The following is a 23443-nucleotide window of genomic DNA, read 5'->3' on the forward strand; positions in this document are numbered from 1 at the left end:
GGCAGTGCTTTGGCTGTCGGGCTGTGGTGGTGATGGCGATAGTGACAGTTTGGAAGCCGAACAGGTGCAGTCGGTTGACGTCTCCACTGAGCCGGATGAGGCGAAGGCGTCTAGTCCAGACGTGGCCCCGTTGCCGGTCGAGATTGACGTATCGGCTTCCCTTCGCGACGACCGTCGACTCATGATCGAAGGAGAGACCAGCCTGCCTGACGGCGCGCGACTTCAGCTCGTGGTGGAGCGGGAGCTGAGCGGCGTACGCTGGCAATCGCGCACCTCCGTAACGGAGAGGCGATTCGTTGGAGGGCCATTCGGGCCGGGTAGTGGCCTTCCCGATGGTGGCTACACCCTGACCGTCAAACTACTGGAGTCCAGCGTTCAGCCCGCTACCGTGCGCGAGCGAATCGGCGACAAGGGCGAGCATCTCGAAGGGCCGCTGGTTCAGAGTGGCCGCCATGGCCTGGGGCAGGTGGCCAGCTACTCGCGTCGCTACCTGATCGGCAGTGAGCCACGCCGGGCTACCGATCAGGCAGACGTGTTGGAGGTCGAGTGAAGGAGGAGCCTCAGGCGATATCTTTGCGCCAGCGAGCCAATAACCTTCCCACGACCCGCTCGGTCGTCTCCAGTGGAGCGGGCGCCGCCGTGGCATCTTTCCCGCCGCGGCACAGTAGTTCGCCGCTCTCGCCATATTCGAGCTGCCCGATGTAGAGACCACCGGCTCCTTCGATAAGATAGTGCCCAGGCTGATCGCAACTCTCCGTCGGACCGAAGGCGGCAAGGTCGCCGCTATCGAGATGATCGAACCGCTCTCCCGGCGCGGGCGTGACGAGATAGCACTCACCCTGCCAATCGACACCTGCCAATATCTCGTTGGATAGCGTGAACTGGTTGGCGTTGGAATCCAGCCAGGGTACGGGAGGCTGGCCGCGAAGATAGAGGGGGGTGGGTGTCAGCTTTGCATCACCTTCGAGCAGTTGCCCCAGCGAGCAGCCCAGAGCGTCCGCCAGCGCTACCAGTCTCTCATGGCCGATCTGCTTGATGGCGCCTGATTCCCAATACGAGATCGTAACGTCAGATACCCCGACCTTTCTTGCCAGTGCAGCCTTGTTCAGGTTCGCCTGTAACCGTAAGCGCTTGATTCTTTGCCCCAATGAGTCCATTTCATTCAACCTGGCGACGTAAGACATTAAAGTATGACGATAGTCAATGATCTGGGTTAACTGTGCAAATTTAACACGTCAACGATAAATTGACTTTTTGCAAGGTGATTCCCTGATAATAAGAATCATCCTATATTTCGCCGGGCCGCGTCAGCCATGTCTGTGTGGACGATGCGCGGCTGTCTGCGTCGATCCAGGTGCGTATAATGCCGCCATACGCTTACCCGACTGGATAGGATGACATGACTGTACGTACTCGCATTGCGCCGTCACCCACCGGCGATCCGCACGTGGGAACCGCCTACATCGCATTGTTCAACCTCTGCTTTGCGAGACAGCATGGCGGGCAGTTCATCCTGCGTATCGAGGACACGGATCGGGTGCGTTCCACGCAGGAGTCCGAACAGATGATTCTCGACTCGCTGCGTTGGCTTGGCCTGGAGTGGGATGAGGGGCCTGATGTTGGCGGCCCGCATGGGCCCTACCGCCAGAGCGAACGTGGCGACATTTATGCCGAATATGCGCGCCAGCTGATCGAATCAGGGCACGCCTTCAAGTGCTACCGCACCAGCGAAGAGCTGGATGAGCTGCGGGAGGCGCGCAAGGCGAGCGGAATGCATCTCGCGCTTAAGCCGTCCGATCTGGCGCTGCCGGAAGGGGAGGAGGCGCGTCGCGAGCGCGAGGGCTGGCCCTATGTGGTGCGCATGAAGGTGCCGGCCAGTGGTACCTGCGTGATCGACGACATGCTGCGCGGCAGCATCGAGGTCGACTGGGCACAGGTCGACGCTCAGGTGCTGTTGAAGTCGGATGGCATGCCGACCTACCACCTGGCCAATGTGGTGGACGACCACCTGATGGGTATCACCCATGTGTTGCGCGGCGAGGAGTGGATCAACTCGGCGCCCAAGCATCAGCTGCTGTACGAGTACTTCGGCTGGCAGATGCCGGCGCTGTGTCACATGCCGTTGCTGCGCAATCCGGACAAGTCGAAGCTTTCCAAGCGCAAGAACCCCACTTCGATCAACTACTATCGGCGCATGGGCTTCCTGCCGCAGGCAGTGATCAACTACCTCGGGCGGATGGGCTGGTCGATGCCCGACGAGCGTGAGAAGTTCAGTCTCGACGAGATGATGACGCACTTCGACATCCAGCGGGTATCGCTGGGCGGGCCGGTCTTCGACCTGGAAAAGCTGACCTGGCTCAACGGGCTTTATATCCGTGAAGATCTGAACGACAAGGCATTCCTCGAGGCGCTGATGGAGTGGGCCTTCAACGCGGAATACGTCGGCCAGATCCTGCCGCAGGTGCGCACCCGGGTGGAGACGCTGTCCCAGGTGGCGCCGCTTGCCGGCCACTTCTTCGGCGGTGTGCCCGCGCTGCGTGAGAGTGACTTCGACGTGGTCAAGCTAGAGCGCGAAGAGCTGCTCAAGCTGCTGCAGTTCCTGGTGTGGCGTTTCGAGGCGGTACCGGCCTGGCACAAGGAGGCGCTGCTCGCCGAGGTCAAGCTCCTGGCCGGGTACTTCGAGCTCAAGATGAAAGAGTTCCTGGCGCCCGTCTTCATTGCCGTCACCGGCTCCACGGCGAGCACTTCGGTGATGGATGCCATGGCGATCCTTGGCTCCGACATGACCCGGGCGCGGCTGCGCCACGCCATCGAGGTGCTCGGCGGGGTCTCCAAGAAGCAGGCCAAGCGCTTCGAGAAGGAGTACCGCGACCTGTAATAAAACCCCCGTTTCTCTCTTGACGAAGATGGGGTGAATCAGTAACATACGCCCCGTCTTCACGACACGTATGTGGGGCCTTAGCTCAGCTGGGAGAGCGCGACACTGGCAGTGTCGAGGTCAGCGGTTCGATCCCGCTAGGCTCCACCACCTTCGTGCCGATGCGTGAATGACGCTGCGTCCCATTCGTCTAGTGGTCTAGGACACCGCCCTTTCACGGCGGGAACAGGGGTTCGAACCCCCTATGGGACGCCATTTCCTTTCTGCTTTCCTCTGTCGGCTCATGCCATGCAGCGCCACTTGGCCGTTCTGCGTGTCATTGCGTTACGACGTGTTTCCTTGCGTGAAAAACTCATTGAAGCGCCTATTTTTACGGCGTTTGGGGCTTGACTTGTCCACTTGTGCAATGTCTTGTCCGACCTCCTGTGTGTAATCCGCCGGAGCAGCGACTTCTCTGTGTGCGGGTGCAAAAAACCATATTTATCAGTGGCTTATGATCGGTCAAAATTTGATCAATCTGACAGCAGGCCCCTTCTCATGCCGATTTGATGGAGTTTTCTTGCGGTTGTGAACAGGGTTATCCACAGAAAGTGTGGAAAACGTTCAGACTCAGGTGCAGCCCCGACTCGCTCCGTGTAATGGCGTCGCTGTCAAGCTTGGACTAGTACTTTTCTGGTACTTCCCGCTGAGGAGTGTCGCGGGTAGGGGACACTCCTCGCGGGCCGCTTGCGCGAGCCGGCTCAGCCACGCCCGAGGGTGCGCAGGCGGCGCAAGAGAGAGGAGGTGTCCCAGCGTCCCCCTCCCATGACCTGCACGTCGCCGTAGAATTGATCGACGAGGGCGGTGACGGGCAGGCGAGCCTGGAGTCGTCGCGCCTGTTCGAGGCAAATGCCTAGGTCCTTGCGCATCCAGTTGACAGCGAAGCCGTGTTCGTATTCGTCGGCGATCATGGTCTTGTGGCGATTCTCCATCTGCCAGGAGCCAGCGGCCCCTTGGGAGATCACGTCGATCACGCGCTGCTGATCGAGGCCGGCCTGCTCGGCGAAGTGCAGCCCCTCGGCAAGCCCCTGGACCAGCCCGGCAATGCAGATCTGGTTGACCATCTTGGTCAACTGGCCGCTGCCGGCGGGGCCCATCAGGCTGACGGCGCGTGCGTAGTGGCTCAGTATGGGCTCGGTGCGAGCGAAGTCTGCCGGCGTGCCGCCGCACATGATCGTCAGCACGCCGTTTTCGGCGCCTTGCTGGCCGCCCGACACCGGTGCGTCGATGAAGCCGATGCCTTGCTCGCGGCAGGCGGCATCGAGCTGTTCGGCCAGATCGGCCGAGGCGGTGGTATGGTCGACCAGCAGGCTGCCGGCCTGCATGCCGGAGAGTGCGCCTTGTTCCTCCAATGTCACCTGGCGAACGTCGTCGTCGTTGCCGACGCAGACCAGCACCAGATCGGCGCCTTCGGCAGCTTCTGCCGGTGTGGCATGGCAGCTGCCGCCGTACTCAGCGGACCACGACTCGGCTCTGGCCCCGGTGCGGTTGTAGACGCGAACGCTGAGTCCGGCGCGGGCCAAGTGTCCGGCCATGGGGTAGCCCATGATGCCCAGGCCGATGAAAGCGACAGTGGATATCTGGTTTGGCATTGAATACTCCCTCTCTTGTGGATGGCAGCGCCGGCGCCTGGCGTGGCTAGCCTGGCCTGCGTATGCGATGGTGAGACGCAGAAAGCCGCCCGAAGGCGGCTTTCTGTAGTTGAGTACGTGCGCGGCCAGGCCGCATCCCGCCGACTTACTTGGCAGGATAGTCGCGCTGCGGATGGCCGGTGTAGAGCTGGCGCGGACGGCCGATCTTGTAATCGCTGGAGAGCATCTCGTGCCAGTGGGAGATCCAGCCGATGGTGCGCGACACGGCGAAGATCACCGTGAACATGTTGGTCGGGATGCCCATGGCCTTGAGAATGATGCCGGAATAGAAGTCGACGTTGGGGTAGAGCTTGCGCTCGACGAAGTACTCGTCTTCCAGGGCGATCTGCTCCAGGCGCTTGGCGATCTTGAGCTGGGGGTCGTCGATGCCGAGTTCGGCCAGCACCTCGTCGCAGGTCTCCTTCATCACCTTGGCACGCGGATCGAAGTTGCGGTACACGCGGTGACCGAAGCCCATCAGCTTGAACGGGTCGTCCTTGTCCTTGGCCTTGTCGATGAAGCGCTGGATGTTCTCTTCGGACTCGTCACCGATCTCGTCGAGCATCTTCAGCACCGCCTCGTTGGCGCCGCCGTGTGCCGGTCCCCATAGCGCGGCGATGCCGGCGCTGATACAGGCGAACGGGTTGGCACCGGTGGAGCCGGCCAGGCGCACCGTGGAGGTCGACGCGTTCTGCTCGTGGTCGGCATGAAGCATGAAGATGCGATCCATGGCCTTGGCATAGACCGGGTTGACCTTGTACTCCTCACACGGGTTGCTGAACATCATGTAGAGGAAGTTCTCTGCATAGCTCAGGTCGTTGCGCGGATAGTTGAAGGGCTGGCCGACGTTGTACTTGTAGGACATCGCGGCGATGGTCGGCATCTTGGCGATCAGGCGGATGGCGCTGATCTCCCGGTCCTTCTCGTCCGTGATGTCCATGTGGTCATGGTAGAAGGCCGCCAGGCCGCCCACTACGCCGCACAGAATCGACATCGGGTGGGCGTCGCGACGGAAGCCTTTGAAGAAGTTGTTGATCTGGTCGTGGACCATGGTGTGGTTACGGACCCGCGACTCGAAGTCGGCGTACTGCTCGTCGTTGGGCAGCTCGCCGAATAGCAGGGTGTAGCACAGCTCGACGAAATTGGACTCCTTGGCCAACTGGTCGATCGGGTAGCCGCGGTGCAGCAGTACGCCCTTGGCGCCATCGATATAGGTGATCGCGGACTGGCACGAGGAGGTTGCCATGAAGCCGGGGTCGTAGGTGAACAGGCCATCGGCGCCGAGGCCACGGACATCGACCACGTCAGGGCCCAGGGTGCCTGAGTAGACCGGCAGTTCGATCGTCTTGTCCAGGCCGTCTACCGTCAGTGTCGCTTTCCTGTCAGCCATTCTGGCCTCCTCTCGAAGTCGAATAGAACGTTAACTCATTCTTTCGCAAACCCTGTTGAACCGCTGGCCCGCGAAAAAGGTTCGCCCACTATAGAAGCGTTCCCGGGATTGTCAATTGGGCCAAAGAGACCTTTACTTAGTACAGGTGTGGTTGTTTTGTATAATGCATGTATAAAAAATGGTGCTTTGCACCACTGGGAGGCTTCGCTTGCCGCCGGTTTGCCGTCAATGGTGCAGGCGGCTCTCGGCGCCCGTGCTGCGGCAGGCTTGTACCATGGTCGAGTCAGGGCGGTGCGCATTTGTCACTGGGGGTTCATGTCCCTATAATCCACACCGCGCGACTGGCAGGTACTCGTTGTCATGCCCGTCCCGGCAGCGGCGAGCCCCCTACCTCAAACCACCGCCCGCTCGAACCTGGTCCCATCAGTTGGAGAGCGAGCCAAGAGAGTGTGTATAGAGCCGTGAATAGCAAACGACCCGTCAACCTAGATCTCACCACGATACATTTCCCGCTTCCCGCCTTGACGTCCATCGCTCACCGCATCACCGGCGTCATCCTGTTCGTTGGCCTCATCTTCGCCTTCTGGGCCCTCGACAAGTCGCTGTCATCCCCTGAGGGGTTTGCGGCCGTCAAGGATGCGCTGGCCCATAACATTCTGGCCAAGCTGGTGGCCTGGGGGCTGCTGTCCGCCCTGGCATTTCACTTCGTGGCCGGCATCAAGCATCTGTTCATGGACGCCGGTTATGGCGTGACCTTGGAAGGTGGCGTCAAGAAGGCACAGGCCACCGTGGTCCTGAGTGCCGTCCTGATCATTCTGGCGGGAGTCTGGGTATGGTAACCAACATCACCAATCTGGGTCGTAGCGGCCTCTCCGACTGGCTGATTCAGCGTGTCTCAGCGGTCATTCTGGCGCTCTATACGGTTTTCATCGTCGCGTACCTGCTGTTCAACCCCGGGCTCGACTACGCAACCTGGAGCGAGCTCTTCGCCCAGACCTGGATGCGCATCTTCTCGCTGCTGGCCTTCATCTCTCTCGCCGCGCACGCCTGGATCGGCTTGTGGACCGTGACCACCGATTATCTCAAGTCCACGCCCGTGCGCCTCGTCGCCCAGGTCGTCATCATCCTGGCCGTGTTCGTGTTCCTGGTCTGGGGCATCCAAGTTCTGTGGGGAGCCTGATTCATGTCTAACATGCGTACCTTGTCTTACGATGCCATCATCATCGGTGGTGGCGGCTCCGGCCTGCGCGCCGCGCTCGAGCTGGCCAAGTCCGGCAAGAAAACCGCTGTGCTGTCCAAGGTCTTCCCGACCCGTTCGCACACCGTTTCCGCCCAGGGCGGCATTACCTGCGCCATCGCTTCAGCCGACCCCAACGACGACTGGCGCTGGCACATGTACGACACCGTCAAGGGCGGCGACTACATCACCGACCAGGACGCGGCCGAGTACATGTGCTCCGAAGGCCCCAAGGCGGTCTTCGAGCTCGAACACATGGGCCTGCCGTTCTCGCGCTTCGACAACGGCCGCATCTATCAGCGCCCGTTCGGCGGTCAGTCCAAGAACTTCGGCGAAGGCGGCCAGGCGGCGCGTACCTGTGCCGCGGCCGACCGTACCGGCCATGCCCTGCTGCATACCCTCTACCAGAACAACCTGAAGAACAACACCACCTTCCTCAACGAGTGGTTCGCGGTCGATCTGGTCAAGAACGCCAACGGCGACGTGGTGGGCTGCATCGCCATGTGCATCGAGACCGGTGAAGTGGTGCACGTCAAGTCCAAGGCCACCGTCATGGCAACCGGCGGCGCGGGTCGCATCTACGCCTCCACCACCAACGCCCTGATCAACACCGGCGACGGCATCGGCATGGCGCTGCGTGCCGGCTTCCCGATGCAGGACATGGAGATGTGGCAGTTCCACCCCACCGGCATCTACGGCGCGGGCGTACTGGTCACCGAGGGCTGTCGTGGCGAGGGCGGTTACCTGGTCAACAAGGACGGCGAGCGCTTCATGGAGCGCTATGCGCCCAACGCCAAGGACCTCGCCGGCCGCGACGTGGTGGCACGCTCCATGGTCATGGAGATTCTCGAGGGCCGCGGCTGCGGCGAGAAGGGCGACCACGTCTTCCTCAAGCTCGACCACCTGGGCGAAGAGGTGCTCAACAAGCGCCTGCCGGGCATCAGCGAGCTGTCCAAGATCTTCGCTCACGTCGATCCGGTCAATGCGCCGATTCCGGTGGTGCCGACCTGCCATTACATGATGGGCGGGATTCCGACCAACGTGCACGGCCAGGCGATCATGCAGGATGCCGACGGCAACGACCGTATCATCAACGGCCTGTTCGCCTGCGGCGAGGCGGCCTGCGTCTCCGTTCACGGCGCCAACCGCCTGGGCGGCAACTCGCTGCTCGACCTGGTGGTGTTCGGCCGTGCGGCCGGCATGTTCATCGAGGGTGCGCTCAACGAGGGCATCGACTACCTCGGTGCCACCGACTCCGACATCGATGCGGCCATGAAGCGCATCACGCGCTGGAACGAGTCCACCGGCGGCGAATCGGTGGCGGCGCTCAAGACCGAACTGCAGAGCATCATGCAGAACTCCTTCGGCGTGTTCCGCCAGGAGGAGCACATGCAGGAGGGCGTCAAGCAGCTGGCCGACCTGCGTGGACGCATCGGCGAGGCGCACCTGGCCGACAAGTCCGGTGCCTTCAACACGGCGCGGGTCGAGGCGCTCGAGCTCGACAACCTGATGGAAGTGGCTGAAGCCACCGCCATTGCGGCGCTGGAGCGCAAGGAGAGTCGCGGCGCGCACTCCCGCTATGACTACCCGGACCGCGACGACACCAACTGGCTGAAGCACTCCATGTACTTCCCGGCCGAGAAGCGGGTCGGCAAGCGCGACGTCAACTTCAAGCCGAAGACCGTCGACACCTTCGAGCCGAAAATCCGTACTTACTAAGGGGGAGTCACGAGATGCTTCAGGTATCCATTTACCGCTACAACCCGGAAACCGACTCCGCGCCCTACATGCAGGAGTACCAGCTCGACACCCAGGGTCGCGACCTGATGGTGCTGAATGTGCTGGAGATGCTCAAGGCCGAGGACACCACCCTGGCCTTCCGCCGCAGCTGCCGCGAGGGCGTGTGCGGCTCAGACGGCATGAACATGAACGGCAAGAACGGCCTGGCCTGCATCACTTCGCTGTCCGACGTGGTCAAGGACAACAAGCTGGTGCTGCGTCCGCTGCCGGGCCTGCCGGTGGTGCGCGACCTGGTGGTCGACATGGGGCTGTTCTACAAGCAGTACGAGCGCATCCAGCCGTACCTGCAGAACGACGAGCCGGCGCCGGCCATCGAGCGCCTGCAGTCGCCGGAGGATCGCGACAAGCTGGACGGCCTCTACGAGTGCATCCTGTGCGCCTGCTGCTCGACCTCCTGCCCGTCGTTCTGGTGGAACCCGGACAAGTTCGTCGGGCCGGCCGGCCTGCTACAGTCCTACCGCTTCCTGGCCGACTCGCGCGACACCGCCACCCGCGAGCGCTTGGCCGAGCTGGAGGATCCGTTCAGCGTATTCCGCTGTCGCGGCATCATGAACTGCGTCGCGGTATGCCCCAAGGGGCTCAACCCGACGCGGGCGATCGGCAAGATTCGCGACATGCTGCTTGCGAATGCCACTTAAATCGTGGCGCGTAGCTTGCTATCATACTGGCCGCAGTTCGGCCGCGACGTCATGTCGCGGCCGGCTGGCTGACAACAGCAGGAGAGCCGGTGCCCCAGGTGCCGGCTCTTGAGCATGAATCGCAAGGTTTCCGGTTTCGCGGCCGGAACCGCCGGGATAGAGAAGACGCCCCTCCGGCAGGGCACCAGCCAAGCCGTCGCGGCTGGCCCGCAACGGCGCCGACAACACCCCATCAGTGTAGGGTGACCGAGAGATGCAACAAGGCATAATGGAGTTGATGTGGAACAGCTCCCACGTGAGCGGCAGCAACGTTCACTATGTGGAAGCGCTCTACGAGCAATACCTCGCCGACCCAGGTTCCGTGCCCGACGAATGGCGGACCTACTTCGATCAGCTGCCTAAAGTCGAAGGCAGCGCCACCCATGACGTTCCCCTCAGTCCCGTACGCGATCAGTTCCAGCAACTGGCACGCGCGCGCCGGGTCACGACGGCCGCCGCCGACAGCGGTGAGAGCAAGAAGCAGGTCAAGGTGTTGCAGCTGATCAACGCCTACCGCTTCCGGGGCCACCAGAAGGCCGATATCGACCCGCTCAAGCTGCGCAGCCAGACGCCCGTTCCCGACCTCGACCTCTCCTTCCACCAGCTTTCTCCGGCCGATCTGGATACCGACTTCCAGACCGGCTCTTTCTTTCTGGGGATGGACAAGGCGCCGCTGCGCGAGATCGTCGAGGCGCTGGAGCAGACCTACTGTCGCTCGATCGGCTGCGAGATCATGCACATCGTCGATACCGAGGAGAAGCGCTGGCTGCAGCAGCGCTTCGAGTCGGTTCGCTCGGCGCCCAAGTACAGCAACGAGGTGCGCAAGCATCTGCTGGAGCGACTGACCGCCGCGGAGGGCCTGGAAAACTACCTGGCCTCCAAATACCCCGGCACCAAGCGCTTCGGGCTGGAGGGCGGCGAGGCGTTCATTCCCATGATGGACGAGCTGATCCAGCGTAGCGGTGGCTACGGAGTCAAGGAAGTCGTCATCGGCATGGCGCACCGTGGTCGTCTCAACCTGCTGGTCAACATCCTCGGCAAGAACCCCTCCGAGCTGATCGACGAGTTCGACGGCAAGAAGCTGATCGAGCGTGGCTCGGGTGACGTCAAGTACCACCAGGGCTTCAGTTCCAACGTCATGACGCCGGGCGGCGAGGTTCACCTGGCGCTGGCCTTCAACCCGTCCCACCTGGAGATCGTCTCGCCGGTGGTCGAGGGCTCGGTGCGCGCCCGCCAGGATCGTCGCGACGATCTCGAAGGCACCAAGGTGTTGCCGATCAACGTGCACGGCGACGCCGCCTTCGCCGGGCAGGGTGTGGTCATGGAGACGTTCCAGATGTCCCAGACCCGTGCCTACAAGACCGGCGGCACGCTGCACATCGTCATCAACAACCAGGTCGGCTTCACCACTTCGCATCCGCAGGACACGCGTTCCACCGAGTACTGCACGGACATCGCCAAGATGGTCCAGGCGCCGATCTTCCACGTCAACGGTGACGATCCCGATGCGGTGCTGCACGCTACCCAGGTGGCACTGGACTACCGTCAGCAGTTCAAGAAGGACGTGGTCATCGACCTGGTCTGCTACCGTCGCCGTGGCCACAACGAGGCCGACGAGCCGTCTGGCACCCAGCCGATGATGTACCAGAAGATCAAGGAACATCCTTCGGCGCGGACGCTTTACGCGCAGCGCCTGGTCGAGCAGGGCGTGCTGTCCGAAGACGAAGCCAAGGCGATGAACGAGACCTATCGCGAGGACCTGATGGCCGGCAACCACGTGGCCAACGCCCTGGTGCAGGAGCCCAATACCTCGCTGTTCGTCGACTGGAAGCCCTACCTCGGTCACGAATGGAGCGGCTACGCCGATACCGGCGTCGAGATGAAGCGCCTGCAGCGTCTCGCCGCGCGCATGTGCGAGATCCCCGACGGGGTCGAGGTGCAGCGCCAGGTGGCCAAGATCTACGAGGACCGGCGCAAGATGCAGGCCGGCGGACTGGGCCTTAACTGGGGCTTCGCCGAGACCCTGGCCTACGCCACTTTGCTCGACGAGGGCCATCCGGTGCGTATCACCGGACAGGACGTGGGCCGCGGCACCTTCTCCCACCGCCATGCGGTGGTGCACAACCAGAAGGATGGCACCACCTACGTGCCGCTGCAGCACATGTCCGACGGTCAGCCGCGTTTCACCATCCACGACTCCTTCCTCTCCGAGGAGGCGGTGCTGGCGTTCGAGTACGGCTACGCCACTACGGCACCCAACGACCTGGTGATCTGGGAAGCGCAGTTCGGCGACTTCTTCAATGGCGCCCAGGTGGTGGTCGACCAGTTCATCTCCTCCGGCGAGACCAAGTGGGGCCGGCTGTGCGGCCTGACCATGCTGCTGCCCCACGGCTACGAGGGGCAGGGGCCCGAGCACTCCTCCGCGCGCCTCGAACGCTTCCTGCAGATGTGCGCCGAGCACAACATGCAGGTGTGCGTGCCGACCACCCCGGCACAGATCTTCCACCTGCTGCGTCGCCAGGTGATTCGCCCGCTGCGCAAGCCGCTGGTGGTGATGTCGCCGAAAAGCCTGCTGCGCCACAAGGAGGCGACGTCCAGTCTCGACGATCTGGCCAACGGCCATTTCCACATGGTGCTGCCGGACCAGGGCAATCTCGACGCCCAGCGCGTCAAGCGCGTCGTCATGTGCGCCGGCAAGGTGTACTACGACCTGGCGGCCTGGCGTGCCGAGAACGAGCGCGACGACACGGCCATCGTGCGTATCGAACAGCTCTACCCCTTCCCCAAGGAGGAGCTCTTCGAGGCGCTCAAGGACTACGTCAACCTCGAAAGCATGGTGTGGTGTCAGGAGGAGCCGCTCAACCAGGGCGCCTGGTACTCGAGCCAGCACCACATGCGGGCCGTGGCCGAGATGCTCAAGAACGGCCTTGGCGGCGAGCTGAAGTTTGCCGGTCGTCCGGCATCGGCGGCACCCGCGGCGGGCTACATGTCCGTGCATACCGAACAGCAGCGCCAGCTGGTGGAAGACGCCTTCAACGTCTGAGCGACTCCACCGGGACGAGAGAGAACATACAAGGGAAACGACATGGCTACCGAGATCAAAGCGCCCACCTTTCCGGAATCCGTTGCCGAAGGCAGCGTGGCGGCCTGGCACAAAAAGCCGGGGGACAGCGTCGAGCGCGATGAGCTGATCGTCGAGATCGAAACGGACAAGGTGGTGCTCGAGGTGGTGGCGCCGGAAGCCGGCACCCTCTCCGAGGTGCTGGCCGAGGAGGGCGACACCGTGCAATCCGAGCAGGTGCTGGGCAAGATCGGAGCAGGCGGCGCCAAGGGCGGCGAGCAGAAGAGCGATAAAGGCAACGAGAAGGCCGATGCCAAGGCGGAGGCGAAGAGCGAAGCCAAAGCGGAGCCCAAGAGCGCGCCGGCTGCTGGCGGCAAGTCGCACGAGGTGAAGGCGCCGACCTTCCCCGAGTCGATCCAGGAAGGCACCGTGGCCACCTGGCACAAGCAGGTGGGCGAGGCGGTCAAGCGCGACGAGGTGCTGGCCGACATCGAGACCGACAAGGTAGTGCTCGAAGTGGTGGCACCGGCCGACGGTGCCATCGCCGAGATCAAGGCCGAAGAGGGCAGCCAGGTCGAATCCGAGGCGGTACTGGCGATCTTCACCGAAGGTGCCGCTGGTGGCGTTGCAGATACGGCCGCCGACAAGACCCCGGCGGCTTCCGCCGACGACGGTTCGGGCGACGAGAAGATCGGCGACAAGATCCTGGCGCCGGCCGCACGCAAGCTGGTCGCCGAGCACGACCTCGATGTCAACAAGATCGACGGCACCGGCAAGGGCGGGCGCATACTCAAGGAGGACGTCCAGCGCGCCGTGCAGGCCGGCACGGCCAAGAAGAGCGCTGCGCCCGCCGCTGCGCCCAAGCAGCCCGCCGTGGCGGCGCCCGTCGTCGAAGGCGAGCGTCCCGAGAAGCGCGTGCCGATGAGCCGCCTGCGCCAGACCATCGCCAAGCGCCTGGTCCAGGCCCAGCAGACCGCCGCCATGCTCACCACCTACAACGAGGTGGACATGGGCGCGGTGATGGACCTGCGCGCTCAGTACAAGGACACCTTCCTCAAGGCCCACGACGTCAAGCTCGGTTTCATGGGCTTCTTCGTCAAGGCGGCCTCCGAGGCGCTCAAGCGTTTCCCCGACGTCAACGCCTCGATCGACGGCACCGACATCGTCTATCACGGCTACCAGGACATCGGCGTGGCGGTTTCCACCGACCGCGGCCTGGTGGTGCCGGTGCTGCGCGACACCGACAGCATGAAGATCGCCGACGTCGAGAAGGGCATCGTCGATTTCGGCAAGCGGGCGCGTGACGGCAAGCTCGGCATCGACGAGATGCAGGGCGGCACCTTCACCATCACCAACGGCGGCATCTTCGGCTCGCTGATGTCGACGCCGATCCTCAATCCGCCGCAGACCGCCATCCTGGGCATGCACAAGATCCAGGAGCGTCCCATGGCCGTCAACGGCAAGGTCGAGATCCGCCCAATGATGTACCTGGCCCTGTCATACGACCACCGTATGATCGACGGCAAGGATGCGGTGCAGTTCCTGGTGACCATCAAGGAGCTGCTCGAGGATCCGGCGCGCCTGCTGCTGGATATCTGACGGCGCCCGTATCAACGGACTCAAACGCGAACCGATCAACAGGAAAACCACATGGCCGACAAATTTGATGTGATCGTCATCGGTGCGGGCCCCGGGGGCTACGTGGCCGCCATCCGTGCCGCCCAACTGGGGCTGAAGACCGCCTGCGTCGAGAAATGGGTCAACAAGGAAGGCAAGACCGTGCATGGCGGTACCTGCCTGAACGTGGGCTGCATTCCCTCCAAGGCGCTGCTCGAGACATCCCACAAGTTCGTCGAAGCGCGCGATCACTTCGCCGAGATCGGCATCGATCTGGAAGCCCCCAAGGCAAACGTGGCCAAGATGCTGGAGTTCAAGAACTCCGTCATCGCCAAGAACGTGGGCGGCATCAGCGCCCTGTTCAAGGCCAACGGTGTCACCGCGATCGACGGTACCGGCAAGGTGACCGGCGCCAAGCAGGTCGAGGTCACCGACCACGACGGCGGCAAGACCACCTATGAGGCCGACAACATCGTTATCGCGGCAGGCTCGGTGCCGGTGGAGATTCCGCCGACGCCGCTGCACGAGGACATCGTCGTCACCTCCACCGGGGCGCTGGAGTTCACCGAAGTGCCGAAGCGCCTGGGCGTGATCGGGGCCGGCGTCATCGGCCTGGAACTGGGTAGCGTGTGGAGTCGTCTCGGCGCCGAGACGACCGTGCTCGAGGCCATGGACAGCTTCCTGCCGATGGTCGACAGCGCCATTGCCAAGGAGACCCAGAAGCTGCTCAAGAAGCAGGGGCTGGACATCAAGCTCGGCGCGCGCGTCACCGGTTCCGAGGTCAAGGGCGGCGAGGTCGTGGTCAAGTACAGCGACGGCAGCGGCGACCAGGAGCAGACCTTCGACAAGCTGATCGTCTGCGTCGGCCGTCGTCCCTATACCCAGGGGGTGGTCGACGATGGCGTCGGCGTGGGTCTCGACGAGCGGGGCTTCATCCACGTCGACGACCAATGCCGCACCAGCGTGCCGGGCATCTATGCGATCGGCGACTGCGTACGCGGCCCGATGCTGGCCCACAAGGCCTCCGAAGAGGGCGTGATGGTGGCCGATATCATCGCCGGCCACAAGGCGGAGATGAACTACGACGCCATTCCCAGTGTAATCTACACCTCGCCGGAAGTGGCCTGGGTCGGCATGAACGAGCAGGAGGCCAAGGCCAAGGGCATTGAGGTCAAGACCGGCAGCTTCCCGTTCTCGGCCAACGGCCGGGCGCTGGCCAACAACGCGCCGGAAGGCATGGCCAAGATCATCGCCGACGCCGAGACCGATCGCATCCTGGGCGTGCACATCGTCAGCCAGCACGCCGGCGAGCTGATCGCCCAGGGCGTGATCGCCATGGAGTTCGGCTCCAGCGCCGAGGACCTGGCCCTGACCTGCTACGCCCACCCGAGCACTTCCGAGGCGATTCACGAGGCGGCGCTGGCGGTGGACGGCCACGCCATCCACATGGCCAATCGCAAGAAGCGCAAGTAAGTAAGCCAGCTCATGCAGTACAACAAGCGCCATCCCGCAGGATGGCGCGTCGTGCCCGGCGATGTACCGGGGGCGAACGGGGGTGACCCGACAACGACCGTCGCAGGCGGTGTTTCGCGGTTACCATTCGAGTCACATGCAACCAATGGCATGAATCGATGAACCTTCACGAGTATCAAGGCAAGCAGCTGTTTGCTGATTATGGTCTGCCGGTATCCAAGGGCTTCGCGGTCGATACCCCCGAGGAAGCGGCGGAAGCCTGCAAGAAGATCGGCGGCGAAATGTGGGTCGTCAAGGCCCAGGTTCACGCTGGTGGCCGCGGCAAGGCCGGTGGCGTCAAGCTGATCAAGAGCCCGGAAGAGGCCAAGGCCTTCGCCGAACAGTGGCTGGGCAAGAATCTGGTGACCTACCAGACCGACGCCAACGGTCAGCCGGTCGCCAAGATTCTGGTCGAGAACTGCACCGACATCGCCAGCGAGCTCTACCTGGGCGCCGTGGTCGACCGCACCACGCGTCGCGTGGTGTTCATGGCTTCCACCGAGGGCGGTGTCGAGATCGAGAAGGTCGCCGAAGAAACCCCCGAGAAGATCCTCAAGGCCGAGATCGACCCGCTGGTCGGTGCCCAGCCGTACCAGGCGCGTGAGCTGGCCTTCGCTCTGGGCCTGAAAGGCGACCAGGTCAAGCAGTTCACCAAGATCTTCCTGGGCCTGTCGCGGCTGTTCCACGAGAAGGACCTGGCGCTGCTCGAGATCAACCCGCTGGTGATCACCGACGAAGGCAACCTGCACTGCCTCGACGCCAAGATCAACCTGGACAGCAACGCGCTGTATCGTCACCCGGACCTGCAGGCGATGCGCGATCCTTCCCAGGAAGACGAGCGCGAAGCCGAAGCGGCCGCCTGGGACCTCAACTACGTTGCTCTCGACGGCAACATCGGTTGCATGGTCAACGGCGCGGGCCTGGCGATGGGTACCATGGACATCGTCAACCTCAACGGTGGCAAGCCGGCCAACTTCCTTGACGTCGGCGGCGGCGCCACCAAGGAGCGCGTAGCCGAGGCGTTCAAGCTGATTCTCTCCGACACCAACGTCAAGGCGGTGCTGGTCAACATCTTCGGCGGCATCGTGCGCTGCGACATGATCGCCGAGGGCATCATCGGTGCCGTCGAGCAGGTCGGCGTCAACGTGCCGGTCGTGGTACGCCTCGAGGGTAACAACGCCGAGCTGGGCGCCGAGAAGCTGGCTTCCAGCGGTCTGAACATCATCGCTGCCACGAGCCTCACCGATGCGGCTCAGCAGGTCGTCAAGGCAGCGGAGGGCAAGTAATGAGCATCCTGATCGACAAGAACACCAAGGTCATCTGCCAGGGCTTCACCGGCGGGCAGGGGACCTTCCACTCCGAGCAGGCGATCGCCTACGGCACCCAGATGGTCGGCGGCGTCACCCCGGGCAAGGGCGGCCAGGAGCACCTGGGCCTGCCGGTGTTCAATACCGTCAAGGAAGCGGTCGAGAAGACCGGCGCCGAGGCCAGCGTGATCTACGTTCCGGCCCCGTTCTGCAAGGACTCGATCCTCGAGGCTGCCAATGCCGGCATCAAGCTGATCGTGTGCATCACCGAAGGCATTCCGACCCTGGACATGCTCGACGTCAAGGTCAAGTGTGACGAGCTGGGCGTACGCCTGATCGGCCCGAACTGCCCCGGCGTGATCACTCCGGGCGAATGCAAGATCGGCATCATGCCGGGTCATATCCACAAGCCGGGCCGGGTCGGCATCGTGTCGCGCTCCGGCACCCTGACCTATGAAGCGGTCAAGCAGACCACCGACCACGGCTTCGGCCAGTCCACCTGCGTGGGCATCGGCGGCGACCCGATCCCGGGCTCCAACTTCATCGACATCCTCGAGATGTTCGAGAAGGACCCGGCCACCGAGGCGATCGTGATGATCGGTGAGATCGGCGGCACCGCCGAGGAAGAGGCTGCCGCGTTCATCAAGGCCAACGTGACCAAGCCGGTGGTGTCCTACATCGCCGGTGTCACTGCGCCTCCGGGCAAGCGCATGGGTCATGCCGGTGCGATCATCTCCGGTGGCAAGGGCACCGCCGACGAGAAGTTCGCCGCGCTGGAAGACGCCGGCGTGCGTACCGTTCGCTCCCTGGCCGAGATCGGCGATGCGCTGAAGGACGTCACCGGCTGGTAAGAGCGGCCACGACGATCCGAAAGGCCAAGAAGGGCGCCCTGAGGGGCGCTCTTCTTGCGTCTGGGCTGGCGAGACAGTCTCAGCCGACCAGTTCGTCGTATCGCGGAGCCTCGACGCCCAGCACTTGTACGTCGAGCTCGCCACCGCTGCTGTCAGCCTGGACGCTGCCGATCGACTCTGGGGTCTCGCCCTGGGCCCGATAGGCGAAACGCCAGCTTTCGCCAGGAGCGAGCGAGGAGGGAGTGTCGTCCCGCACCAGAATGTCGTCTCCAACATGCTCGGCGTGTGCGTTCCACAGCTTGTCGACCTCATCCTCAGGGGCGAGGCGCAGGACCAGGTCCTCGATCGTCTCGTCACCTACATTTTCGACGAAGACCTCGCTGACATAGCCGTCGTCCCAGCGCGTCGTCGTGCCGGCGTTCACTGCCAGTTCGGTGCCGTCGTCGACGAGGCCGCCGGGAAGATGCTCGTCGGCCAGGATCGCCTCGGGCGATGGCGTCTCTAACGCCTCGCCTTCGAACACGCGCCGCGTGGGGATGTGCAGGGTCCGCCCATCGCCGAAGACGGCATACTCCATGTCGATCAGGGTGTCGTCGGCGTCCTTGTCGCTGCGAAGGCGTACCGTGTCGCCCTCGAACTCGAGGCGATGGCGATCGAGTGGCTGGGTGTAGCGGGCAATGTCGATCCCGGCCCCCCCATCGAGTCGGTTGGTGCCGTCGTACCAGTCGTCGCCGACGCCACCCTGCAGGATGTCGTGGCCCGCGCCACCAAGCAGCTCGTCGTGGCCCAGGCCGCCGTTGAGGTAGACGCCATCGTCCGAGCCCTGCACTGCATCGTCGCGGCGCGTACCGACGAGGTAGTCGAAGCGAACTTCGTTGGCATCGAGGTCGGTAATGGCGCCGAAGCTCTCGCCCCCGGCGTTTACCCATAGCGCCGGAGAGAGTTCATCGGCGTCGCTATCCCGAATCGACTGGGCGACACGGACGAGGTTGTCATGGTCGCGTCCGCCGTGGAAGTTGATGTCGCGGTCGGTGAAATTCACCTCGACGTCGTTACCGACGGAGGAGCGCCAGGAGGCGAACAGCAGGCCATGACGCATGCCGCTGTCTTCCAGGCCCTGGAGGCTGCCGTCATAGCTCTCCTTCAGCTCGTAGGCATAGCCGTTGCCGCCGCTACCCTTGTTGAAGCTGCCACGGGCCGAAATGTCCTGTGCCTCGATGTCCAGCGCACGGCTGAAGTGGAAAGCGGTGGAGGGACCGTCGACGACGCTGACGTCGTCGAGGCGGGCGTTGACCGTGCCATCCAGCGACACTGCCTGATAACCGTTCAGCTCACTCTCGACGTTCGAAAAGTCGGCGTTATCCGGGCTGCCCAGGTCGAATGCCAGGCCCAGCCCTTCCAGCGAAATGTTGTCGACGCTGTCGACTCGCTCGGCGCGGGCGTCGTGAGCGGCGAAGTCGAAATGGGCGCCGCGGTCGAGGGTGACGCGGTTGCCGTCCACAGCCTCGACCTTGGCCATACTGGTACGTAGCTCTGCGTGCTGCTGCTTGCGCCAGGAGGTGTCTCCGATCTCGTCGAGAAACGCCGTATCGTTGTCCTGCCAGATGCGCAGCGTATCCCCCGCGGCGAGGCCTTCGGTCGAGGCGAGCGTGACGCTCCTGCCGCCTGCCGACAGGTCTGTCTCGAGCTGGCCGAGTTCGCGATCGTACGTGTCGGGTTCGACGCGAATGGCATGGGCATCGTTGGAGGCCAGGGCCGCGTCACTGAAGCGCAGGGTCGTACGCTCGGAACCGGCGCCGCGCAGAGTGACGTCGGAGCGTGTCAGGGTGATGGCATCGTCGAAGCGGTACTCGCCGTCGGCAAAGACGAAGACATCGCCTGCATCGGCGTCTTCGACCAAGGTTTCCAGTTCGTCGGCAGTGATGCCCGATGCCAGATGAGTCGTGCTCATTCATGTCTCCCGTGGGTTCGTCTGACTCGCAAGGCATCCCTGCCCGGCCGATATCGCCCCTTCGTCCAGCCTCCAGGCAGCTCGCACGGCCATGCCTCCCTGAACCCTGGAGCAACGGCTGGACCGGACACTGGCGCGGCCTGGCGGGGGATGCTACGCAGGAAGCGAAGCGGCAGACAACGGGGACGGCGCGCCGACTCGAGTCGTGTTACCGAGAGGGTTTCGTCGCGCTGGCAGCTAAATTACTGATCCTTCGAATAATTACTTGTCTCATGCAAAAGTATGAGGTTCGATCTGGGTTGCAAATTCCTAAGATGAGTAACAAAAGGCTGTTTAACGATAACTTGGCAATGCGTGGCGCTTTGCTAGTCTAGGCACCCGGCGCGATACAGGGAGTGCGTTGCCCGATTTCCCGATTCTCCAGCGTGTGGTGTCATGTCGTCGAGTCAGTCGTTGAGCGAACTCCAGCAAGTCCTCAAGTCGTGTCGCGCCTCCTTCTTCGCCATTGGCGGTTTCAGTCTGTGCATCAATCTCCTGATGCTGACCCCGGCGCTCTACATGCTTCAGGTTTATGATCGCGTGATTACCACGGGTAGCCGCGAGACGCTGCTGATGCTGACGCTCGTGGTCATTTTCCTGCTGATCGTCATGGGCGGGCTGGAACTGGTTCGCTCGCGGCTTCTGGTGCGGGTCGGCAATTCACTCGACAGTCGCATGAGCGCTCGGCTTTATCGCGCCGTGTTCGAACGTGCACGCGCCCTTCCCGGGCCGAGCAGTGCCCAGCCCCTCGACGATCTGAAGAGCGTACGCCAGTTCCTGGCCGGCAACGGCCTGTTCGCCTTCTTCGATGCGCCCTGGGTACCGCTCTATCTGGGCATTCTGTTTCTGTTCGACGTCTGGTTCGGCGTCTTTGCCACGCTGGCCGGCGCCATACTGCTGGGGTTGGCCCTGGCCAATGAGTGGGCGACCAAGCGCCTGTTGGCCGAGGCCGGCAATGAGCATATCCAGGCCCAGGCCCTGCTCACGAGCAACCTGCGCAATGCCGAAGCCGTGCATGCCATGGGCATGCTGCCCGGGCTGCACCGGCGCTGGGCGCAGCGCCACCTGGCCGCGCTGATCAAGCAGTCACAGGCGAGCGATCGATCCGGCTCGTTGACTCATCTATCGAAGGTGCTACGCGTGCTCGCCCAGTCGCTGATCCTCGGCGTGGGTGCGCTGCTGGTGCTCGATGGTCGGGTGACCCCGGGAATGATGATCGCCGCGTCGATCATCATGGGCCGCGCCCTGGCGCCGATCGACCAGATGATCGGCAGCTGGAAGGGCTTCGTCGGCGCGCGTGACGCCTACCAGCGCCTCACCCGGCTGCTCGAGCAGTCGCCTGTCGAGGCCGAGCGGCTCGAGCTGCCCGCGCCTCGCGGCGAGGTCGCCCTCGAAGGCGTGAGCCTGGTGCCTCCCGGCAGCGAGGTGGCGGTGCTGCAGGACATCGATCTGCGTGTCACCAAGGGGGAGCATGTCGGTATCGTCGGGCCGAGCGCCGCCGGCAAGACCGCGCTGGCACGTGCCCTGCTGGGGATCTGGCAACCACACAGCGGCACGGTGCGCCTCGACGGGGCGAGCCTGGCGCACTGGCATCGTGACGCCCTGGGGCCCTGGGTTGGCTACCTGCCGCAGGATATCGAGCTGTTCGATGGCACCGTCGCCGAGAACATTGCCCGTTTCGGCGAGGTCGACGATGAGAAGGTGGTGGCGGCGGCGCGACGGGCCGACGTGCACGAGATGATTCTGCGCCTCCCGGAAGGCTACGAGACGCGTCTTGGTGTTGCCGATGGCGCCCTGTCGCGCGGTCAGCGCCAGCGAGTCGGCCTGGCGCGAGCGCTGTACGGCGACCCCGTGCTGGTCGTGCTCGACGAGCCCAACGCCAATCTCGACGACGCCGGTGAGCGCGCCCTGGCGCAGACGCTGCGCAGGCTCAAGGAGGAGGGGGTGACGCTGTTCGTGGTCAGTCACCGGCGCGGCATCCTCGAGGGGGTCGACAAGCTGCTGGTGCTGGATCGCGGGCGGATGCGCCTGTTCGGTCCTGCCCACGAGGTCATGGCACGTCTCGCTGGCTCGGGTGAGCGGCGAGTGTCGCCCTTATCCGCCCGTCAAGGCAGGAGGCAGTCATGACATCCGCGACGCTACCCACCGAAGGCCGTGGCTACCGCCGCCTGGGGCTCGCCATCCTGCTGGTCGCCTTCGGCGGTTTCGGCGGCTGGGCGGTATCGGCCGATCTGGCCATCGCCGTAGTGGCCACGGGGAAGGTCTCGGTCGCCTCGTTCAAGAAGACGGTGCAGCACTACGAGGGCGGCATCGTCAGCGAGATACGCGTGGCCGACGGAGACCATGTCGAGGCTGGCGATGTGCTGGTGGTGCTCGACAATACCCGAGCCGCCTCGCAGCTGCAGGTGGCACGAACTCAGTACCTGATCAATCGGGCCAGCGAGGTTCGCTTGGCCGCTGAGCTTGCCGAGGAGTCGACCCTGTCGTTTCCCGAGGAGCTGCGCGAGAGCGAGTCGGAGCGTGTCAGCGAGGTGCTGGCGGTGCAGCACGGCCTGTTCTTCTCGCGTCGGCAGTCGCTGCAAAGCACGCTGGAAACGCTGGATCAGCAGACCCGCCAGTACGAGGAGCAGCGCGAGGGCTTGAAAACCCTGGTGGAGTACAACCGCCAGCAGATCGCGTCACTGCGCGAGGAGGCCAGCGATCTTCGCAGTCTGTTCGAGCGTGGCCTGGGGGACAGGCAGCGGCTGCGCGAGCTGGAGCGCGACATCCTCGAACTCGAAGGGGAAACCGCCCAACAGGAATCCGTCATTGCCCGGATTGCGGCGCAGATCAGCGAGAACGAGCTGCAGAAGCAGATCCGCCGGCAGGAGTTCCAGGCGGAGGCCGGCGAACGATTGCGCGAAGTCCAGGAGCGGATCAGCGACGCCGAGGAGCGGATCACGGCGCTGTCCGACGAGGTACGGCGTACCACGGTGACTGCGCCAGTGACGGGAACCGTGGTCGGCCTGCAGCTGCATACGCTCGGGGCGGTGATCGGGGCGGGTGATCCGATCCTGGAGATCGTGCCCAGCAACGAAGGCTTCGTGGTCGAGGCGCGCGTTCCGGTCAGCGATGTCGACAGTCTGTATGTCGGCCAGTCGGCCGAGGTTCGCTTCAGCGCCTTCAATCAAGGGCTCACCCATGCCGTTGCCGGTGAGGTGATCCACGTCTCGGCCGACAGCTTCGAGGATGAGAGCACCGGGCGGGACTTCTATCGGGCCCGGGTGCGGGTCATCGAGGCGGGGCGCGAGGAGATGACGTCCGACATGCAACTGCTGGCCGGCATGCCGGCCGAGGTCATGATCCATACCGGCGAGCGCACCTTCGCCAGCTATCTGGTCAAGCCGATCGGCGATGTGCTGGCGCGTGCCATGCGCGACTGACGAGAGACACCGCGACGAGCGTTGAGCGCTG

17 protein-coding genes and 2 tRNA genes are annotated in these 23443 nt (G+C 63.7%); 15 read left to right on the forward strand and 4 right to left on the reverse strand.

From position 1 onward, the window contains the following. Positions 1-181: 181 nt before the first annotated feature. Positions 182-550, forward strand: coding sequence for a hypothetical protein (locus HNO53_RS21635; protein WP_338034803.1), 369 nt, complete (start codon positions 182-184; stop codon positions 548-550). A gap of 10 nt (positions 551-560) precedes the next feature. Here HNO53_RS21635 and HNO53_RS07135 read toward each other — a convergent pair whose 3' ends face one another. After that, on the reverse strand, positions 561-1184 hold the full coding sequence (locus HNO53_RS07135) for a helix-turn-helix domain-containing protein (protein WP_242597570.1): 624 nt from the start codon (positions 1182-1184) through the stop codon (positions 561-563). 215 nt (positions 1185-1399) lie between these two features. Between HNO53_RS07135 and gltX the strand changes: the two genes are divergently transcribed. The 3 genes from gltX (at position 1400) to HNO53_RS07150 (ending at position 3133) form a co-directional block, all read left to right on the forward strand. After that, positions 1400-2878 (forward strand): glutamate--tRNA ligase, encoded by a 1479-nt coding sequence (gene gltX / locus HNO53_RS07140; protein ID WP_209477372.1) that lies wholly within the window; start codon positions 1400-1402, stop codon positions 2876-2878. 74 nt (positions 2879-2952) lie between these two features. Beyond that, positions 2953-3028: transfer RNA gene (locus HNO53_RS07145), tRNA-Ala, on the forward strand. 29 nt (positions 3029-3057) lie between these two features. Further along, positions 3058-3133: transfer RNA gene (locus HNO53_RS07150), tRNA-Glu, on the forward strand. 485 nt (positions 3134-3618) lie between these two features. On the opposite strand, the gene HNO53_RS07155 is transcribed toward HNO53_RS07150, so the two are convergent. Further along, the gene (locus tag HNO53_RS07155; protein WP_209477374.1) at positions 3619-4509 is read right to left on the reverse strand and encodes an NAD(P)-dependent oxidoreductase; all 891 of its coding nucleotides are present in this window, start codon (positions 4507-4509) and stop codon (positions 3619-3621) included. 145 nt (positions 4510-4654) lie between these two features. Further along, a complete protein-coding gene (gene gltA / locus HNO53_RS07160) occupies positions 4655-5938 on the reverse strand; it encodes a citrate synthase (protein WP_209477376.1) in 1284 nt (427 codons plus the stop codon). 461 nt (positions 5939-6399) lie between these two features. Here gltA and sdhC point away from each other — a divergent pair, with 461 nt between their 5' ends. The 9 genes from sdhC to sucD all read left to right on the forward strand — a co-directional run bounded on the left by sdhC (position 6400) and on the right by sucD (position 18000). Then, a complete protein-coding gene (sdhC, locus tag HNO53_RS07165; protein WP_209477378.1) occupies positions 6400-6777 on the forward strand; it encodes a succinate dehydrogenase, cytochrome b556 subunit in 378 nt (125 codons plus the stop codon). Then, positions 6771-7118 (forward strand): succinate dehydrogenase, hydrophobic membrane anchor protein, encoded by a 348-nt coding sequence (gene sdhD / locus HNO53_RS07170; protein WP_209477379.1) that lies wholly within the window; start codon positions 6771-6773, stop codon positions 7116-7118. The genes sdhC and sdhD overlap by 7 nt, the downstream gene beginning before the upstream one ends. A 3-nt stretch (positions 7119-7121) precedes the next feature. Then, entirely contained in the window at positions 7122-8894 is a 1773-nt protein-coding gene (gene sdhA / locus HNO53_RS07175) for a succinate dehydrogenase flavoprotein subunit (RefSeq protein ID WP_209477381.1), read from the forward strand. A 14-nt stretch (positions 8895-8908) separates the two neighbouring features. Beyond that, entirely contained in the window at positions 8909-9613 is a 705-nt protein-coding gene (locus HNO53_RS07180; protein ID WP_209477383.1) for a succinate dehydrogenase iron-sulfur subunit, read from the forward strand. Between the two features lie 253 nt (positions 9614-9866). Next, positions 9867-12695 carry a 2-oxoglutarate dehydrogenase E1 component gene (locus HNO53_RS07185; RefSeq protein WP_209477385.1) on the forward strand — a complete coding sequence of 943 codons (2829 nt, stop codon included), beginning with the start codon at positions 9867-9869 and terminating at the stop codon, positions 12693-12695. A gap of 42 nt (positions 12696-12737) precedes the next feature. After that, a complete protein-coding gene (gene odhB / locus HNO53_RS07190; protein ID WP_209477387.1) occupies positions 12738-14312 on the forward strand; it encodes a 2-oxoglutarate dehydrogenase complex dihydrolipoyllysine-residue succinyltransferase in 1575 nt (524 codons plus the stop codon). A gap of 51 nt (positions 14313-14363) precedes the next feature. After that, entirely contained in the window at positions 14364-15803 is a 1440-nt protein-coding gene (lpdA, locus tag HNO53_RS07195) for a dihydrolipoyl dehydrogenase (RefSeq protein WP_209477389.1), read from the forward strand. Between the two features lie 158 nt (positions 15804-15961). Beyond that, positions 15962-17128, forward strand: a complete 1167-nt coding sequence (gene sucC, locus HNO53_RS07200) for an ADP-forming succinate--CoA ligase subunit beta (protein ID WP_209477391.1) — start codon at positions 15962-15964, stop codon at positions 17126-17128. Further along, positions 17128-18000, forward strand: a complete 873-nt coding sequence (sucD, locus tag HNO53_RS07205; protein ID WP_209477392.1) for a succinate--CoA ligase subunit alpha — start codon at positions 17128-17130, stop codon at positions 17998-18000. The genes sucC and sucD overlap by 1 nt, the downstream gene beginning before the upstream one ends. A 79-nt stretch (positions 18001-18079) precedes the next feature. Here sucD and HNO53_RS07210 read toward each other — a convergent pair whose 3' ends face one another. Further along, positions 18080-19951: an alginate biosynthesis protein gene (locus HNO53_RS07210; RefSeq protein ID WP_209477394.1), complete on the reverse strand. Its 1872-nt coding sequence runs from the start codon at positions 19949-19951 to the stop codon at positions 18080-18082. A 435-nt stretch (positions 19952-20386) separates the two neighbouring features. Between HNO53_RS07210 and HNO53_RS07215 the strand changes: the two genes are divergently transcribed. Both HNO53_RS07215 and HNO53_RS07220 read left to right on the forward strand, forming a co-directional pair. Continuing rightward, the gene (locus HNO53_RS07215; protein WP_209477396.1) at positions 20387-22117 is read left to right on the forward strand and encodes a type I secretion system permease/ATPase; all 1731 of its coding nucleotides are present in this window, start codon (positions 20387-20389) and stop codon (positions 22115-22117) included. Further along, on the forward strand, positions 22114-23412 hold the full coding sequence (locus tag HNO53_RS07220) for an HlyD family type I secretion periplasmic adaptor subunit (RefSeq protein WP_209477398.1): 1299 nt from the start codon (positions 22114-22116) through the stop codon (positions 23410-23412). The genes HNO53_RS07215 and HNO53_RS07220 overlap by 4 nt, the downstream gene beginning before the upstream one ends. The last annotated feature ends 31 nt before the right edge of the window (positions 23413-23443 follow it).

This window comes from Billgrantia antri (assembly GCF_017868935.1).
Taxonomy (GTDB): Bacteria; Pseudomonadota; Gammaproteobacteria; order Pseudomonadales; family Halomonadaceae; genus Halomonas; species Halomonas antri.